Source organism: Rhodopirellula sp. P2 (assembly GCF_028768465.1).
Taxonomy (GTDB): Bacteria; Planctomycetota; Planctomycetia; order Pirellulales; family Pirellulaceae; genus Rhodopirellula.
On the sequence record NZ_CP118225.1, the window covers coordinates 4,016,201 to 4,034,236 of the forward strand.

An 18,036-nucleotide genomic window follows, 5' to 3' on the forward strand; every position below is an offset into this window, starting at 1 on the left:
CCCTCCACCTTCACCGCCTGAGATTCATCCTCATGCTCTTTCATCGTCTGTCACTCGCTCTGCTTTTTTCCGTTGTTTGCCAAGCTGCATTCGCGGAGGAGCTTCCTGGCACCGAGATGCCAAATCGTCACGCGGAGCTTCTTGCAACCCACTGCTTGGATTGTCACGACAGTGCGACCAAGGAAGCCAACATTGATCTCGAATCGCTATCAATGAACGTGGCTGAGGACATGGCGACCGCGGAGTTGTGGTCGAAGGTGCTGGGGGCTCTGAATTCAGGCGAGATGCCACCGGAAGATTCGGAACCTCTTCGCGACGCGGACAAACTCGCGTTTTTGGAAGACTTGTCTGAGAAAATGGTCACCGCACGACAGCTGCTGAGCGATTCGGGGGGCGACATCATGATGCGTCGTCTCAATCGTCGCGAATATGCGAACACGGTGGAAGCATTGTTGGGCGTGCGTCCGGATGTGACGACGCTGCCGGACGACCAGGCCACGGCTGGGTTCGACACCGCAGGAGCCTCGTTGTTTCTATCGAGCGACCAAATCGAACAGTATCACTCGACTGCGATTGCGAATTTGCAGTTGATACTCTTGCCTCGAAAGAGTCCGGAGTCGAAAACGATTCGCATTGAACCCGAGGAGTACTACACGCCGCACTACACCGAGGCGGCCGAGCAAATGCGAGACATCGGCAAACGTGCCAATGCATTCTTGTCTCAAACAGAGAAGCCTGCGTCTGAGTTTGGGTTGTTGGATGCCTACCAAGCCAAGAAGCAGAAGGTCCAGGAGTGGTTGCCATTGATGGAAGACTACTTGGCTCGACCGGAGACCCAAACGGGGATCACGTTGATCATGACGATCAAACAGGGCGGGTACACGAAAGTCAAACTGCCGACGCAGCATCCCGACGCGGATGGCAAATACCACGTGCGAGTTCGTGCGGCGATGTACCCCGACGCCGATGAACGGCACCACTACTTGGAATTCAGCTCCGGCTTCGGAACCGGACGTCAATTGCTGGGGTGGCGCAAGGTGACTGCCCCAATGGACGACCCACAAACCATTGACTTTGAATTCACGCATGAACCGGGGGCCAGGCAACAAGTTTGGATTCACCAACGATCTCATCAAGATCGCGGCGACAAGAATCTCGCCACGCTGCACATGCGAGACAATGGAATCGGAACACCGCCTGGGATTTGGATTGATTGGGTCGAACTGAACGGTCCTTCGCCTTCGGATCAAACCAAGGCCATCCAGGCTGCTCGTGATTCGATTCTGTTTGAGCAACCAAGTGACATGGACGAATCCGAATACGCTCGCGAGGTGATTCGGCGTTTCGCCAGCCGAGCGTTTCGTGGGTCACCGCCTGCCGAAGACTACTTGCAGCGTTTGAGTCAGCACTATCAAACGGCCCGTGACCAAGGCCAATCCGTCACCGAGGCGTTGGTCTCACCGCTGTCGATTGTGATGGCTTCCCCGAGTTTTCTTTATCAGGTCGAGGAAACCGATTCTGAACAAGATCGCAATTTGTCGCCCAATGAGTTGGCGGTACGGTTGTCGTACTTTTTGTGGTCAGCTCCGCCAGACGAGGAACTGATGGCCCTGGCGAAATCCGGCGAACTGACTGATCCTTCGATTTTGGCAGCGGAAACGGAACGAATGCTTCGCGACTCTCGCTCCCAAGCTTTGATCGAAGGGTTTGTTCATCAGTGGTTGCAGATGGAACGATTGGACATGTTCCAATTTGACGGAGCGGACTTCCCCAACTTTGACAACGCCGTTCGTGAGAACGCTCGGCAGGAACTATTCGAAACGTTTGCCTACTTGCTGGAGAGTGAGCTGCCACTCGAAAAGTTATTGAAGGCCGACTTTGTTGTCGTCAACGATTTGTTGGCCGGATACTACGAGATCGAAGGCGTGGAGGGACACGAGTTTCGCAAGGTTGCGGTGCCGGACGATTCCTTGCGAGGTGGCTTGCTGGGCACTGCAGCAGTGCTGGCGATGGGGTCCGATGGTCAGCGATCATCGCCGGTCGAACGTGGTGCTTGGGTGCTGCGTCACTTGCTGCACGATCCTCCGCCGCCGGCACCACCCAACGTTCCTCAACTGAGTCGATTGGCGGGGGAAACTTTGCCTGCACGTGAATTGGCGCGGGCTCACCAGGAGCAACCTCAGTGTGCCAACTGTCATCACAAGATTGATCCGATCGGGTTTGGACTCGAGAACTTTGACGCGGCCGGTCAGTGGCGGGATCAAGAGGTGATTGGGATCGGCAGACGTCGCTATGGCCGTTGGGAAAAAGACGTCCGATTCGATATCGAACCCGCCGGGAAGGTTCCCAACGGACAACCGTTTTCGAACTTCTTTGAACTCCGCGACGCGGTCGCAGAATACGACGACGAATTCGCTCGCGGATTCACGGAGGCTTTGATCGCGTACGGTCTCGGTCGTCCTTTCGGATTCACCGATCAAGAGCTCGCCAGCCAGATCAGCTTGCAGGCAAAGCAACACAATCATTCCATTCGCCAGTTCATTCACGCATTGATTCAGTCACCTACGTTTCAAACTCGCTAAGCAGTGAAACAGGCTTCCAGCTCGTCCCTCGTTCCTTCGCAAAAATGGTAGGCAGGATGTCTGTCACATTTTCCGTCCCCATCAAGGCAACTCCCATGAGAACAATTCGTCCCTCCCGTCGTGGTTTTCTTCGTAGCAGCAGTGCCTTGGTTGCGTTGCCCATGCTGGAATCATTTGGTTTCAAACGATTCGCCAGCGCAGCAACGACCGCAGTTGCGCCAGCCAAACGCATGGTGTTTTTGGGGATGGGGTTTGGTGTCACCGCGGATCGTTGGTACCCCGACATCGACACGGTGGGCGAGAACTACGAATTGCCCAAGATCCTTCGGCCGCTGGCCAAGCACCAGAAGGACATCACGATCATTCAGAATTTGATGCACCAATACTCCGCGGACGGACACTCCGGCAGCACGTTTTGGTTGACCGGCGCGAACCGTTATGCGATTCCCGGGCAGAGTTTTCACAACACTGTTTCGGTCGATCAAGTTGCTGCCGAAGTCCTCGGTCAGCAAACTCGATTCACGTCGATTCAGCTTGCGGCGCAAGGTGCCTCCGCGGATGGTCATGGTCCCGGTGGATCACTGGCTTGGAATCGCTCAGGCAAACCGATCGCCGGGTTGGATACGCCGGTGGCTGCTTTCCACCGTTTGTTCTCCGTCGACAGAACGCCACTTGAAGTTCAACAGCAACGTTTGAAGGAACAACGTAGCGTGCTCGACACGGTGCTTTCGGACGCCAAGTCGATCAATCGGAAACTGAACGCATCTGACAATGCGAAACTGGATGAATACTTCCAGTCCATTCGAGAGATTGAGGTTCGATTGTCCAAAGAAGAGAAATGGTTGGGGGTCGAGAAGAAGCGGCCTCAAGAAGCGGTTCCCGAACCGGGGGAATCACTTGAGGGCGTGGAAGAGATTCGGATGATGTACGACATCATGGTCGCAGCCATGCAAGTCGATGCAACCCGGGTCTTCACCTACCGCATGCCGGTCAGTTCGATGATCGCCAGCCTCGGTGCGACGATGAGTGCGCACAGCATGAGCCACTACTCCGAGGGTGAACGTCGCACCGTTTCGCAGAATCGCGACACCGCTCACGCTCGTCTGTTGGCGGAGTTCATGGACAAGCTGAAAGCGAGCACGGAACCGGATGGATCCAGCCTCTTTGACAACGTCGCCATCTCGATGGGAACGAACCTCAGTTCGGTGCACACGTTGAAAAATTGCCCCACCTTGATTGCCGGTGGCGGAGCGGGATTCCGACATGGTCGTCACCTCGTGATGGACGATCCCAAAACACCATTGTGCAATCTCTGGCTCAGCACCTTGCGGGGCGCCGGGATTCAGTCGAATTCCTTCGGTGATTCGACGGGGATTATCGAGGATCTGTTTTGATGCTTGAGTCGGAGTGAATTCGAAAAGAGTTTCTGATTCGCTGCACTGTTTCCACTTCCTGCGCTGAAAGTACCTGGTCCTGCCATGATCTGTCCCACCCTGTTTTCATTGCCGACTGTTGTTCGCTTGTTGGCTGTCATGACACTGGGGCTGATGCCTGGGGGGACCCGCGGGGAAGCGGCGGAGCGTCCCAACATTGTCTTGATGATGTGTGACGACATGGGGTGGGGCGACACAGGGTTCAACGGGAACACGATCATTCAAACTCCCGAACTGGATGCTTTGGCCAGAGAGGGGACGGTGCTCGACCACTTCTACTCCGTCGGTCCCGTTTGCTCGCCCACGAGGGCTGCGTTCTTGACGGGACGGCACTACTATCGAATGGGAGTTTGGTCAGCCAATCAAGGGCACCTCCCAGAGCAGGAATTCACCTTGGCTAGGCTGTTGAAATCAAACGGCTACGTGACCGGGCACTTCGGCAAATGGCACCTTGGGACGCTCAGTCGAACAGTCTCTGCGAAAGGGAAGAGGCGGCGTCCGGATCGTCACTACGCACCGCCTTGGGAACGCGATTATCACGCTTCTTTTGTGACGGAGTCGGCTGTGTGCACCTGGGACCCAGGTGTGGGGAAGCGTGCACGCAACAACCCCTACTACGAAAACGGTGTGCCGACAAACGAGAATGTATTGGGGTGCGATTCCCGGGTGCTGATGGATCGGGCGGTGCCGTTCATCGAACAGGCGGTGGACCGTGAACAACCGTTTCTGAGTGTGATTTGGTTCCACGCCCCGCACGAAGACATCCAAGCTGGACCTGAGTATTTGGCCCGGTACGAAGGGCACGGCGAGGCGGCCCACTACTACGGATGCATCACCGCGGTGGACGACCAAATCGGCCGTCTGCGAAGGAAACTTGATCAGCTCGGTGTTGCCGACAACACACTGCTATTCTTCTGCAGCGACAATGGGCCGGAAGGTCAGACGCCCAAAGATCGATCCAAAACCCGACGTGCGGGCAGTGCCGGCGATTTCTCAGGACGCAAACGAAGCGTGCTCGATGGTGGCGTTCGAGTTCCCGCCTTGGTCCATTGGCCAGGCAACGTCCCTGCTGGCGTCCGACTCGATGTCCCACTGTCGGTCATGGATTTGCTTCCCACCGTGGCAGCAATCACGGGGACCAAGCCGCTCCCCGGTCGTTGGATCGATGGTGAAAATGTCCTTCCCATTTGGAAAGGCGAACAATCGAAGCGAGAGAAGTCGATTCCGTTTCGCTACGGAGAGTTCGCTTGCCTGGTCCGCGGCAAACACAAGCTGATCATCGAGTCAGCCAGCGACACTTCCCGAGACCGATTGTTTGATCTCAGCAACGATGTCACCGAATCAAACAACCTCGCGGAGCAGCATCCAGGTCTGGTCGGATCGATGCGGAAGGAACTGCTTGAGTTCTTGGAGTCTGCGAAATCCAGCCATGCGGGCGAGGACTACGAAGGGGGGCAGGCCAAACCGGTTGATCGATGGCGTTCGCTTTCGAAAGCCGAGACGTCTTCTTTGCAATCGCACTCGAACGTGGTGCGTTGAATCGGAACGCGTCCGAGGTCGAAAAAGCGGCTCCCGGTCCTTCGAGGGCTAGTCGAATCGCGGACCGGGAGCCTTGCCGGCATTGGAACGTCCTCCACCGACTGATGCGATGAGACCACCATGGTGAATGCAATCACTCCGGGGGCTCAGCATTAAGCAGTTCGGCAGGAGTCTTTCATCATTTGGAATGTTTTGGGTAGCGTCGTTGCTCCCACGTGCAACCGGGGCTAACGCCCAAACGGCTCACATCGTTGCACCCGATCATTCCTGCCGACCTGCTTATTTTTGACTCAGTCGTGGTCGTGGCCTTCGTGACCCTCTGCGTCGTGGTCGTGTCCGTCGTGATCATGGCCCTCATGATCGTGTCCCTCGTGATCATGATCGTGCGAGATCTTTCCGGTGTAGGACTTGCCGCTGATTTCCAACGTCACTGCACCTTCGGCACCTTGTTCCATCCACGCTGCCATCTCAGGGTTGGCAACGCTGAACGAGGACGACTTGCCCGCGGTGGTTTCCGCGGCGGGCAGCGAGAACGTTTTCACGGTGTCATCGTGCTTCAAACTGACAGTCAATTCGGTCGCCTCGATGGCAACCACTTCGGTTGCAGCACCGTTCAGCACATTCAGGGTGACGGTTTGATCGTCGTGAAGCATCTCCAAGTGGAACGCTTCTTTGCCGAGTTCAATCAGTTCTCCGCCGTTGGGGCCGTGTTCGGGGTGACCGTGTGCCTCAGGCGGCATCCCTTCCACCACCACGGTGTCGGTGCCGGGGGACGAGGTCGCACCCGAGGGCGACTTGGGGCCACAGCCAACGAGGAAAACACACGCCAATGCCACCAGATTCCATGCAAACTTCATTTCAACTCCGAGATTTGAGGGGGAGATCAATCACTTCTAGGTTTCTTTTCCATCGATTCAGTGTGTCGTCATCGATCGAAGCGTTCTTCCAATTCAATGGGTTCCGTTCACGAAAGGGTCGCTGGTTTCGGCGGTCGAGGCTTCTACCATTTGCTTCCCCGCTTCACGTCCAATGGCCCAGAACAACGCAGGCCGCACGAAAAACTCGGCCAGGGTGCTGCTGAACAATCCACCCACAATCACCGTCGCGATGGGGTACAGGATTTCTTTCCCGGGTTCGCCCGCGGCTAGTGCCAACGGCAGCAACCCAATGCCTGATGTCAGGGCGGTCATCAACACCGGTGCCATGCGTTCCTGTCCTGCACGGACCACCATCTGATGAGTCCATGATTCGCCTTCGTGACGAACCAAGTGCAAGTAGTGGTTGAGCAACAGGATGCCGTTTCGACTGGCGATGCCGCACAGTGATATGAAGCCCACCATCGCGGCAACGGTCAGGTTTTGGTCGGTCAGCACGAGTGCCGCCACTGCTCCGACAAATGCGGTCGGAAGTGCAACCAGGACTTGCATGGCAAAGTTGACGTTTCCGAACAACGTGTAGAGAACCAGGAACATTCCCAGCAAAGCCACGCCGGACAGAATCATCAATCGACGTGTTGCCGATTGTTGGCTCTCGAATTGGCCGCCGTATTCCAAGTAGTAACCCGGTTCGAGTTCCAGGTCTTCTAGACGGGATTGGATGTCGTTGACCACGTCCACGACGCCGCGGTCTGAAACGTTGGCTTGCAACACAATTCGGCGTCGAACCTTCTCTCGCTTGATCATGTTGGGGCCATCGCTGCGATAGATCTCTGCCAACTCATCCAGTGGAAGTGTGCCGCCATTGGGCAAGGGAACTGGCAGTCGCTTGATTTTCTCGATGTTCTCTCGGTAGGGTTCGTCCATGCGAAGCATCAGGTCAAACGTGCGTTGCCCCAGAACCACTTGGCTAACGACTTGCCCATTCATTGCCGTTTCAACCAGTTCCATCACATTGGCAGGCCGCAGCCCATTCTGTGTCAGAGCAGGTTGATTCACGTCGATCCGCAACTGGGGAATGTTCGTTTGTTGCTCGATCATCACGTCTGCTAAACCGGGCACACCTGCGATGCGTTGCTTCATTTCTTCGGCTTTGTTTCGCAACACATCCAAGTCATCGCCGTACAGTTTGATCCCAATCTGCGCCTTGACCCCAGAGATCATGTGACTGATCAGGTGGGCGAGTGGTTGTTCGGTACTCGAGACGACTCCCGGGAATTCTTCCATGGTTTCGCGAATGGTCTCGATGGTTTTTTCTCGATCCGCTCCGTCTGCGATCTCCAAGAACATCTCGGTGACGTTGACGCCTTCGGCGTGTTCGTCCAGTTCGGCACGTCCAGTGCGGCGAGCCACCGACTTCACGGAATCAAGCTTCATCAACTCCTCTTGAATCGTTTCGCCGATCTGGTTGCTGGTCGCTAGCGACGTCCCGGGTGCCAACAGAGCGTTGACCTGAACCGCACCTTCATTGAAAGGCGGCAAGAAATCTCGCTCCAGTCGCGACAAGGCGATGGCCGCGAAGACGACCAACACCGCGGTTGCGGCCAACACAGGGACGGCGAACTGAGTGCTGAAACGAATTGCCAAGCCCGCGATTCCTTTCAGTCCTTCCAATAGACGTCCCTCTTCGGCGTCCTCGCCACCCAGCATCCATTCAGAGACTTGGATCAAGATCCAAAACACGGGCGTCAACAAGAGCGTCCAGACAAGTTGGTTTCCGGGAAGTCGCCAATCTTCGACGAACCAATGTGAGAATCGAGGCAGAATCCAGGTGACGGTCAGCCCAGCGATTCCGAATGCCAACACGGGGACCACGATTTGCCAGTTCCGCTTTCCCACCATCAACAAGGACGCCAGCACGGGGGTGACGGTCAGTGAAACGCCCAACGACGCAATCAGAGAGACCACGTAACCCATTGCCAATGGCACAAACAGTTTGCCTTCCATTCCCTCAAGGGCGAACAAGGGGATGAAGACGAGCACCACAATCGCGGTGCCATAAACAACGCTGCTTCGCACCTCGACGCTCGCGTCGTAGACAACTCGCAGTACCGGACGAGGGTTCTCGGAATGACGGTTTTCCTTCAGCCGCCGAAAGATGTTTTCGACATCCACGATCGCGTCGTCGACCAACTCGCCAATCGCGACGGCCAATCCGCCCAACGTCATTGTGTTGATGGACAATCCAAACGCAGCGAACACGCAGGCGGTGGAAATGATGGACAACGGGATTGCAGTGAGCGTGATGAACGTGGTGCGAAAGTTCAAAAGGAACAGAAACAGAATCACCAGCACCAACACGCCACCATCCGCCAAGGCCTCGACCACATTGTCGATGGCTCGATCGATGAACGAGCGTTGGGAATAGACGTTTGCGATTCGGATGTCATCCGGAAGCGATACCCGGAGTTCCTCCAGTGCTTCCACGATCGCTTGATCGACCTTTCGAGTGTCGCTGCCGGGTTGTTTGTTGATTGTCAGCACGACGGCGGGACCACCTTCGACGTTGCCGTCTTCATCACGCACAAAGGCGGACGAATCGCCTCGCTTGACTTGAGTACCCTCGACCACACGAGCGACATCGGCCAAGGTCACTGGCCGTCCCGAACGCATCGTGATCGCGATCTGTTTCAGTTCCTCCAAGCTGGTGATGCGTCCCAGTCCTCGAACCAGCAACTCGTTGGCCCCTTGGTCGTCCAGGTAGCCTCCGGTTGCGTTCAGGTTGGATTCTTTGACCGCTGTGTGAACTTCTTCGATCGTCAGTCCAAACTGAATCAACTTGTCGGGATCGATCAGAACCTGATACTGCATCCGTCCGCCGCCCATGGTGAACACCTGCGAGACACCCGGCACAGTCAACAATCGCTGACGCACCACCCAATCGGCCAGAGTTCGCACTTCCATCGGTTCGGTTTCGCCACCTTCGCTCCACATCCCATACATCAGGATTTGGCCCATGATCGATGAAATGGGGGCCAGGGTTGGCTTCACGCCATCAGGCAATTGTTCCGACGCGAGTTGCAACCGCTCGTTGACGATCTGCCGGTCGTTGTAGATGTCGGTGTTCCAGTCGAACTCCACATAGATCACCGACAATCCAATGCCGCTGCTGCTGCGGACCGCTTCAACGCCACTGGCTCCATTGAAGGCGGTTTCCAATGGGAAGGTGATCAACGTTTCCACTTCCTCAGGGGCCATCCCGTGGGCCTCGGTGATCACCACCACGCGAGGGCGATTCAAATTGGGAAAGACATCGATTGGAAGTTGGGTGGCTTGCCAAGTCCCAATGCCCAGCATGATCGCCGCGACCACCAGGACCAGCAGGCGGTTCCGCAACGAGAATTGAATGATCTTGTCTAACATCGTGGTCACAAATGGAAATGAATGGGGTGGCTTGGTGGGCGGCAACCTACGAGTGCCATTGGCACTCTTTTTTGATTGGCCCCGGAAAGAAGCTCAGAGCGATCTTCGACGGATCGAGATCAGTGGTTGTGTCCGGCGTGTGGGTCAATTGCACCACCGCCACGATTCTTCATTTCCATTTGCAACTGGTGCGCACCACGCACAGCGATTTGTTGCCCTGGCCAGATTTGCCCATCGTTTCGGATGGCCACGTGAACGCTGTCGCGAGCCACGATCTCCACGGCAACCCGATCAAAGTGGTCTCCGTTTTCGACGAACACAAACCGGTTCAAACCTTCTTCCGCGACCGCATCTTTGGGAACCACAATGGAGTTTTCAATTCGCGAGACAGGAAGACGAAGCGTCAGTCTTTGTCCGGGTTTGAATCGCCAACTCACGTAACGTTTTTGATTTCGGACCTCGTCCCGCTCAATCTCGTTTTCGAGACCGACATAGAACGCCAAGGACCGTGACTCCGTCTCGATCTTGTTGCCGATGTAGATCACATTCAGGCCACCAATCATTTCCACGTCACCATCCGGCCCGCTCATCGTGGCCTGGACTTCAGCGTGTGTGTCCGCCGCTTGACGCAACAGTCTGGCATCTCGTTGATAGGCCAAGCCTTCAATCAGCAGTTGACCGAAGTCCGAAATCTGTGAGATCTGTTGGCCAGCGGTGACTGATTCACCCCGTCGCACATCGAGTTCGGAGACAACAAATTCCGCATCAATGTGCGTGTGCCCGTGATCGTCCAGTGGCGGTGGTTGCATCGAGGCCAGTCGGGCTTCGGGGGTGCCCGCCATCCGATTGGTCGCCTGGCTGAGTGCCTCGTGATGAAGCGAATTGTCTTCCTCGACCCATGGCGCCCGAACAACGACTTCGCGAATCAAGGTGCGGTCTCGTTCGATGGTGGCAATCTGTTGTTCCGTCAATCCGTGCAGCAGCATCGATTGCTTTGCCGCACGGAGTCCCGCCAGCAACTTCTCTCGCTCGTATTCGCGAGCCAATCGCGTCTTGCCGGAAACAGCCCCGGAACTGGTGATCGCCGACAGGCGTTGGATTTCGCGATCCTCGACATCCAGCTGTCCCAGCTGCAGCAGGAAGTCCTCTTGGGTCTCGACCAAGTCTTGGTGCGTCAACCGCAACCGAAACATAGGAGCGCCACTTGCAATCAACTCGCCTCGCGACACATGAATCGCGTTGATGACTCCCGTCAAAGGAGAGGTGATTGAGATGTGTGTCTTCCCTGGCCACGGTGTCACCATGCCAGGCACTTCCGCGTACTTGGTGTAGGGGCCAACCGTGACCGATTCGGTACGGAGTCGCAGGTTTGCTCGGGCCTGCGATGTCAGTTCCAGCGAGTTGGCTGCATCGTGCCCCGCATGGTCGTGACCGGCATGGTCATCGTGCCCGTCATCCACACTGGATTGCGACTGCGTTTGGGCGGTTGATGGGCCGGCGAAATCGGTGAGAAAATACAGTCCGATCGCGACGGCAACTGCGATAGCAAGCAGTGAAAGAATGGAGGTGCGCAGCGATGCGAGCCAAGAATTGGATGAAGTCATGACAGTGCACAGAATCAAGGTGGACGATCGGATCGTCCTCGCCAGCAGCGATGCACGCGGAAGCGAGAAGGCAAGTGTCTCAGTGCAATGGAGAGGTTGCGTGATGTGTCATCAATCGCCACTGGACGACGGAGCAGATCGAGCAAACACTCACCAACCGCAAACGAGAACTCGTTCCGATCGATAGTGAGAATTGGGAATGAAAAGAAGGCAAAAGGTTGATCGCAACTGGGGCTTATCCCAGCTCACGAAAGACCATTCGCGGGTTCCCAACTTCAGATCACCCAGGTGCACAACCAAGCACAGTGGGACCTGGAATTCATCGCTGTCCAGCCGACATCGTCGACTGTGACGCGGTTCCAAGCAGCCGAGGAACGATGGTTTGGATCCTCCGCTGGCATCTCCAGGTAAGCAATCCAAGGCAATTCGACGACGAATTGCACATCATTCGAGCCCACAAAACTGCAACCAACGCCCCCGTGGCAACCGGGGTGGTCGTGATCGCAAGGATCAGACTGGCAAAGGCATCCGTCGATGCAACGGGACTCGCTCGCATCGGATGCGTTCTCGTGTGCCCCCTGATGGTGCTGGCAGCAATCCTGTGATTTTGCCTCCGCATGATCGTGTCCAGCGTGGACACTTAGCGGGTCAGCCTCCAGGTGGTCGTGCAGACAACCTTCGTGATCGTGGCCACCACACGCAACGACGTGATGCATCGCACACCCGAAAAACAGGTGCAGCAGCAATGCCACGGCGGTGATGAGACGACAAAAGACGGACACGTTTTCTCTGCGGGTGAAAGGCTGCGAGTATTATCGGTTGTTCGGATCACAAAGGCCAGATCGAAGACCACTCAGGAAGTAAATTCGATCAGAATTTCAGAGGGGCTTGGGGTGGGATCTCGCGGATGCATTTCGACGCTGGGTTACTGAGCGTGATGGCCATCGATCAACCAAGCCAATTGAAAAGGGCTGGCTGGACAAGGGAGGCATGCATTTTCAACCGTCCAAGGTCACCAGCAATCCTTCGATCTCCGCGGCCGCTTGACGAGCCTGCGCGGCGGCTTCCAAGACGCTCAGACGCGTGTTGAACAAGGTGCGTTGGACGGTCAACAACTGCAGGTAGTCGGTCTCTCCTGCCTCAAACGCTCGTTGCGACAATTGGTAGGTTTCTTCGGAAATTGGCAACACGCTTGTGTTCAATCGGTGATAACGTTCGAGGGCCACTTGGTATCGTCCAGCCGCGTTGGCCAACCGACCTTCCAGGCTCCATTGCGTTCTCTCGATCGCGGCAGACGCCTCGGAAATGCTCGCCCGGGCACTGCGGATGTTGCCCTGGTTTCGATTCCATAGCGGCAACGGAACGCTGACTCCGATCCGAGCAAAGGTATCGTCCGACGCGGCGTCGACCCCGACACCGACGAGCCCCGTGATGTTGGGAGTGACTTGGGCGCACGCCAGACGCAGCGACCATCTCGCGCGTTCCAACGCTGATCCAGCCGCCGAAAGTTCGGGGCTGGTCGCCTTGATTTCAGACAGCAGCGAGTCCCATGGCGTTTCGCTCAGTCCCTCGGCGATGTCGCCCACCAAAGCACCTTCCGGCAAGGCTGGCAAGCCGGTCGCAGCGGCCAACGCTGTGCGGTTGGCTCGCAACTGAGTCGCAGCGTTCTCGGCGGTGATGCGTGCTTGTTCGGTCTCAACTCGAGCCTGCAGCCAGGCGACTCGTGAAACTTCTTCAGCGTCCAGCAAATCCTTGACGCTGTTCAGCGACTTCTCCGCCAAGTCGACGATCTGGGACGCGATTTCGGAACGACGCTGAGCCACCAGGGCACTCGCGAACGCGGTGCGAACGTTGGTCAGGACTTGCAGTTCTGCCATTCGTAATTCTGAGCGTCGCTTTTCAGCCTCGTGAGCCTGGACCTGTTGAGCGAGCTGAAGCTTGTTCGCGGTCACGAACTGCTGGGACAATTGCACCGAGTGCAATCCCGAGGACGCTTCGTTGCCAATCTCATCGGATTGATATTGTAGAACCGGGTTGAATGGCAGGCCCGCTTGGATGGCTTGCCCGTTTGAAAACGCGACCCTTGCTCGAGCTTCCGCGATCGCAGGGTGTGCCCCCAACGCCATCGATTCGAGGGACGACAGAGTCAACTGGCCGAGTGGATGGGAGCCCGCCACCTGGGATCCAGCAACGATTGGAGACGAGAGGCCCGTGGGCGAGATCGGCTGCGACGCCTCGACCTCATTCAACGAGGCATCCAATTCCATCGCATCACGCAACGTTTGCGGCTCGATGACCAGCGTGGAAACTTCGTCGCTGGTTGAGGGCGAGTCGGGCGGCGCCTGCAAGGCGACAGGCTCCGGGGCGGTTTCACGAGCGAACGCGAACTCATTCCAGCCAACCTGTTGAACGCTTTCTTGCGGCTCGAGTTTCCCTGCCGGCTGTGGTTGGACGGTCTCTTGCAACGCAGGTTGTGCCCCTGCAAACGAGCGATTAGGCGTCCTTTCGCTAACGGTTTGGCAACCACTCGCGATTCCCAAAGAGGCCAGCAACAACGCATGTTTCGCGTTTCGCATCCCGTTGCTGAGTTTTGAATGCATTTGCATCGCGACACCTTTCCCATGATTCGACACTAGCCCATTGCGTTCATCGGTTTGACACGACTGATGCATCACGCATGATCGCGATAACCCGAACGAATCCTCCCATCCGAGGATCAGGCTGTAGCGATTGTGCCGATCAAGGAAAGTGGCAGGGCACCGTCACGCTGGTTCAACAGGGGCCACCACCGATTCGCTGCGCAGTGAATTCACGGCAAAACAGTGACTCACCAGGACTGCCTCCGCAATTCAGAAACAAGCCCTCGGACGCTCTCGAGGATGCCGTCTGCAAAGACGGACGCCAGGCTTGCAGTTCCGGTCGGCAGTGTTGCCAAGTTTTCTTCAAAGGTGGATTGTTCTGCCGGAGTCATCCGCCGATGACGTTCCCGGAATCTCGAGGCGTCTCGTCCTCGTGCTGATGATTCATGCTGGATTTGCAGGAGGGCTTTCTGGTTCCTCGATGGGGTTGGCGAGCCAATGCTGCCATCAAAGTCAATGGACTTCGTTGCCATCGATCGCTTGCTGCCGCATGTCCCGTTTTCGAAAGAACGACGACGCGTGCCGTCTGGGTTTGGGGAAGAGTTTGTCTCAGAGCAATCAATACGGGGGTTCAGTGCAGCACTGGCGAATCGACCTGTCGATGAATCGTCGGACCGCACCTATCCTGTAGGAAAGACGGTGTCCATTCTGTGCCGTCCATGGACCATCCTCCCTGGCCGTTGTTCACCGTGCTTGGACGCATCGTTGTCGAGAACGACTTGGAGGAATTGGTTTGCTCGTTGTCAACCGATCCGACCGATCCTTTGTTTCACATCTTCCCGATTGCATCATGACTTTCCGTTGCCTCTTTGTTTTCCTGTTGTTGACGTCTTCCGTTGCTGCGGCCGAGATTCCAATGGTGCCGCTACCTACCAAGATGAAAATCCAACAGGGAGCGAAATTGGATTTCCCTCAAATCCTCACCGCAGAAACACCTGACGATCCAACGTGGGCGACGCACCTCGCGATCTTTGGGGAACGTCTGAAGTGGATGACGCGGGGAGAACATCAACTGCAATTCGCGGATGGCGAACACGCGTTGCTGACGTTCACCCATTCAGCAGAACTTCGGCCAGAAGCCTATTCGATCGCAGTCACGTCCAATCAAATTCAGGTGGCCGCTTCGACCGTCAAAGGGTTGGCTCATGCGACGGCAACGCTGCTTCAGTTGATCGGCAGCGACAATTCAAAATCGATCCCGCAACTGCAGATCGAAGATTCGCCCCAGCTCACCTATCGAAATCTGATGATCGACATGGGGCGAAATCCCCACAGCATCGAGCTATTGAAAGAAACGATCGATTTGCTTTGGTTCTATAAAGTCGACTCCGTTCAATTGCACCTCACCGATGATCAGCGAATCGCCTTTCCCTCGACCGCCTTCCCGAAACTTTGGGATGGAGTGATTTCTGTAGCAGAGTTCAAGGACCTGGAACGCTACGCGGTCGAGCGTGGCGTCACCATCATTCCTGAGTTAGAAGTTCCTGGTCACTCCGAACTGTTGCGCCGTGTCTACCCAGAGGTCTTTGGAAAGACAGCGACGGATTTGACCCAGTCCGAAACGGCGCTGAAGGGAATCAAGACGCTGTTGGATGAAATGATGGCTGTCTTTCCGTCGTCGCCGTACGTCCACATCGGTGGCGATGAGGCGTTCGGCGTGCCCGAGAATCTGCAGCGAGACTTGATCAACAAACTGCAAGCGTACCTGAAGAGCAAAGGCACAGAGACTTTGGTGTGGGAGGGACCGCGGGCGGGAACCGGTGACAATCGAGTCCATCCGGAAGTCATCCATCTGAACTGGCGAACGATCAACTACCCGGCCGACGAAATGGTTCAGAATGGACACCGGGTGGTCAATGCGGCATGGGATCCTTTGTATCTGGTCGATCACTATCCTCGCACCAACTTCACGATGACTTCGCCCCAGCACATTTATGAAACGCTGTCGCTGACAAGATTCAAACACGTGAATCCGGAGATTCGAACCTACGCCAATCCAATTGAGGTGGAGCCAACCGACAAACTCATTGGATTTTGCATGCCGTGGTGGGAAGGCCGTGAAGAGAATTTCTCGTCGCAGGCATTCCCTCGTTTGATTCCATTTGCCGAAGTCGCCTGGAATCCGAACGTTGAACGGAATTATGACGACTTCAAAAGTCGGTCTTCGTTGGCCGAGAAGGCAAGGTCAGCAGCGTTCTATCCCGTTTCAATCGACGCCACGAACTTGATTGTCCCAGCGGACGGCGTCTTTGAACACTCGACATTGGTCACGCTGAAGATGGCTGAAATCGCTGGTCGTTCGTCTTCGAGTTTCGAGATTCGTTACACCACGGATGGTTCCGAACCGTCGTTGGAATCAACCCGTTATGAGTCGCCATTTGAGTTGACCAGGAGTGCCACGGTCCGCGCCACGGCGTTTTCCGCCAAGCAGGCAATTGGCCATGGGAGCCGATGCAACCTGGTGAAAGTGAACGGTCAACCGAATCTCGCTCTGCACAAACCGGTCACCTCAAGTGCGACGTCTGGACCGCCGTTTTCCGTTCAGCGAATCACCGATGGGGGAACCGACAACCTCGGTTTCTACCTGGGGTACCCCGCAGATCCAGAACCAATCCACCTGACCATTGACTTGGGAAGCGTCCAGTCGGTGAAACAGATCAACGTGTTTGCCTACAGCATTGCGGGGTCATTCGAAAAGTACCGCGTGGAGACATCGACGAATGGAGTCGACTTCGAAGGAGTGACGGCCAGGATGGAGAAGCCCGCAGACCCAACGGTTCCCGCTGAGCACCACTTCTCACCACGCGAGGTGCGTTACGTCCGGCTTCTGTCCCATGGCAACAAGGGCTATGTGTTCAATTCGTTTTCGAAGATCATCGAAGTGCAAGTCTTCTGAGTGACTGAATGAAGAGCACTGCGTCAAAGAACCAACTGTTTTCATGCGGAAGCAGTTCGATGGCTGGGGCGCGGGCGAGCCACCAGCCCCAAGCGTTTGCAAATTCGACACCGCCTGTTGGAGGGCGGTCACACCATCAACGCTTCGCCTGGGGCATGATGTCGGCCAACTCATTCAGGTCATTCACGATCACATCAGGCTTCTGAACGTTGGGGTACAACGCGGTTCCAGGTCGTTTCACGAACGCGGTCTGCATTCCGACGCTTTTGGCTCCCGCTAGATCCCAGGCATGGGCAGCGACCATCAAGGCTTCATGAGGTTGGACCCCCAGGTCATCCAACACCATCTGATAAGGAGCTGGATGAGGCTTGTACTTTTTGAGTTGATCAACGCTGTAACGTTTCTCAAACAAGTCGGTGATTCCAGCGTTCTTCATTTGCGTCTGGACGCCCACTGAGGAGGAGTTTGTCAGACTCACCAAGCGAAAGCCCTGCTTTGCCAGTCGCTGCAGTCCTTCGCGAACGTCGGCGTGTGCTGGCAAGGATCTCAAGGGAGTGACAATCGCAGCCCGGGCGGATTCGCGGTCCAGTTCGATTCCTTCCCGCTCGGCGACCATCATCAAGGCGGCGGTACCGATTTCGCCAAAGTCGTGATACTCGCCCGCCAACGTTTCAACCAACGAGTAATGCAGCATCGTTGAGAACCACAATGGCAGCAGGTCTTCGCGTCCGTTCAAGGCTTTGCCAACCGAGGTTTTCAACGGAGCCAAGTCGAGCAACGTCTCGTTCACGTCGAACACAATCACTTTCGGAATGGTCGTATTGGAGTGGAGCATGGGGGGATCCGGTTGCAGTTGGTTGGCTTCTCTCGAAGGAGCAGCCTTGGATGGGACGCTTGCCGTTTCTTGAGCGGGCAAGTTCGTCATGCAAACAAGCATGAACAGGACGGAGAGAGCGAAACGATTCGAAAAGAATGGCATGGGCTGCGTGCAATGCGATTTCATTGAAAATGACGAACAGAGAAGGTCATGGGGAACAGGCTCGGT

At 56.1% G+C, this 18,036-nt stretch carries 9 protein-coding genes; 4 read left to right on the forward strand and 5 right to left on the reverse strand.

Annotated features, from left to right (window positions below):
• Window positions 1-32 precede the first annotated feature (32 nt).
• From PSR62_RS14115 to PSR62_RS14125, 3 genes are all read left to right on the forward strand, one after another.
• Window positions 33-2,582, forward strand: a complete 2,550-nt coding sequence (locus PSR62_RS14115) for a DUF1592 domain-containing protein (protein ID WP_274403642.1) — start codon at window positions 33-35, stop codon at window positions 2,580-2,582.
• A gap of 95 nt (window positions 2,583-2,677) precedes the next feature.
• Window positions 2,678-3,976, forward strand: coding sequence for a DUF1552 domain-containing protein (locus tag PSR62_RS14120; RefSeq protein WP_274403643.1), 1,299 nt, complete (start codon window positions 2,678-2,680; stop codon window positions 3,974-3,976).
• Between the two features lie 84 nt (window positions 3,977-4,060).
• A complete protein-coding gene (locus PSR62_RS14125; RefSeq protein WP_274403644.1) occupies window positions 4,061-5,554 on the forward strand; it encodes a sulfatase family protein in 1,494 nt (497 codons plus the stop codon).
• Between the two features lie 290 nt (window positions 5,555-5,844).
• On the opposite strand, the gene PSR62_RS14130 is transcribed toward PSR62_RS14125, so the two are convergent.
• From PSR62_RS14130 to PSR62_RS14145, 4 genes are all read right to left on the reverse strand, one after another.
• On the reverse strand, window positions 5,845-6,411 hold the full coding sequence (locus PSR62_RS14130) for a hypothetical protein (protein WP_274403645.1): 567 nt from the start codon (window positions 6,409-6,411) through the stop codon (window positions 5,845-5,847).
• A gap of 93 nt (window positions 6,412-6,504) precedes the next feature.
• Window positions 6,505-9,852 carry an efflux RND transporter permease subunit gene (locus tag PSR62_RS14135; RefSeq protein WP_274403646.1) on the reverse strand — a complete coding sequence of 1,116 codons (3,348 nt, stop codon included), beginning with the start codon at window positions 9,850-9,852 and terminating at the stop codon, window positions 6,505-6,507.
• A 119-nt stretch (window positions 9,853-9,971) separates the two neighbouring features.
• Complete coding sequence (locus PSR62_RS14140) at window positions 9,972-11,456, reverse strand: efflux RND transporter periplasmic adaptor subunit (protein ID WP_274403647.1); 1,485 nt, start codon at window positions 11,454-11,456, stop codon at window positions 9,972-9,974.
• A gap of 998 nt (window positions 11,457-12,454) precedes the next feature.
• Window positions 12,455-14,062: a TolC family protein gene (locus PSR62_RS14145; protein WP_274403648.1), complete on the reverse strand. Its 1,608-nt coding sequence runs from the start codon at window positions 14,060-14,062 to the stop codon at window positions 12,455-12,457.
• 823 nt (window positions 14,063-14,885) lie between these two features.
• Between PSR62_RS14145 and PSR62_RS14150 the strand changes: the two genes are divergently transcribed.
• The gene (locus PSR62_RS14150) at window positions 14,886-16,991 is read left to right on the forward strand and encodes a family 20 glycosylhydrolase (protein ID WP_274403649.1); all 2,106 of its coding nucleotides are present in this window, start codon (window positions 14,886-14,888) and stop codon (window positions 16,989-16,991) included.
• 136 nt (window positions 16,992-17,127) lie between these two features.
• Here the strand turns inward: PSR62_RS14150 and PSR62_RS14155 are convergent, their stop codons facing one another.
• A complete protein-coding gene (locus PSR62_RS14155; protein ID WP_274403650.1) occupies window positions 17,128-17,826 on the reverse strand; it encodes a haloacid dehalogenase type II in 699 nt (232 codons plus the stop codon).
• Between the last annotated feature and the right edge of the window lie 210 nt (window positions 17,827-18,036).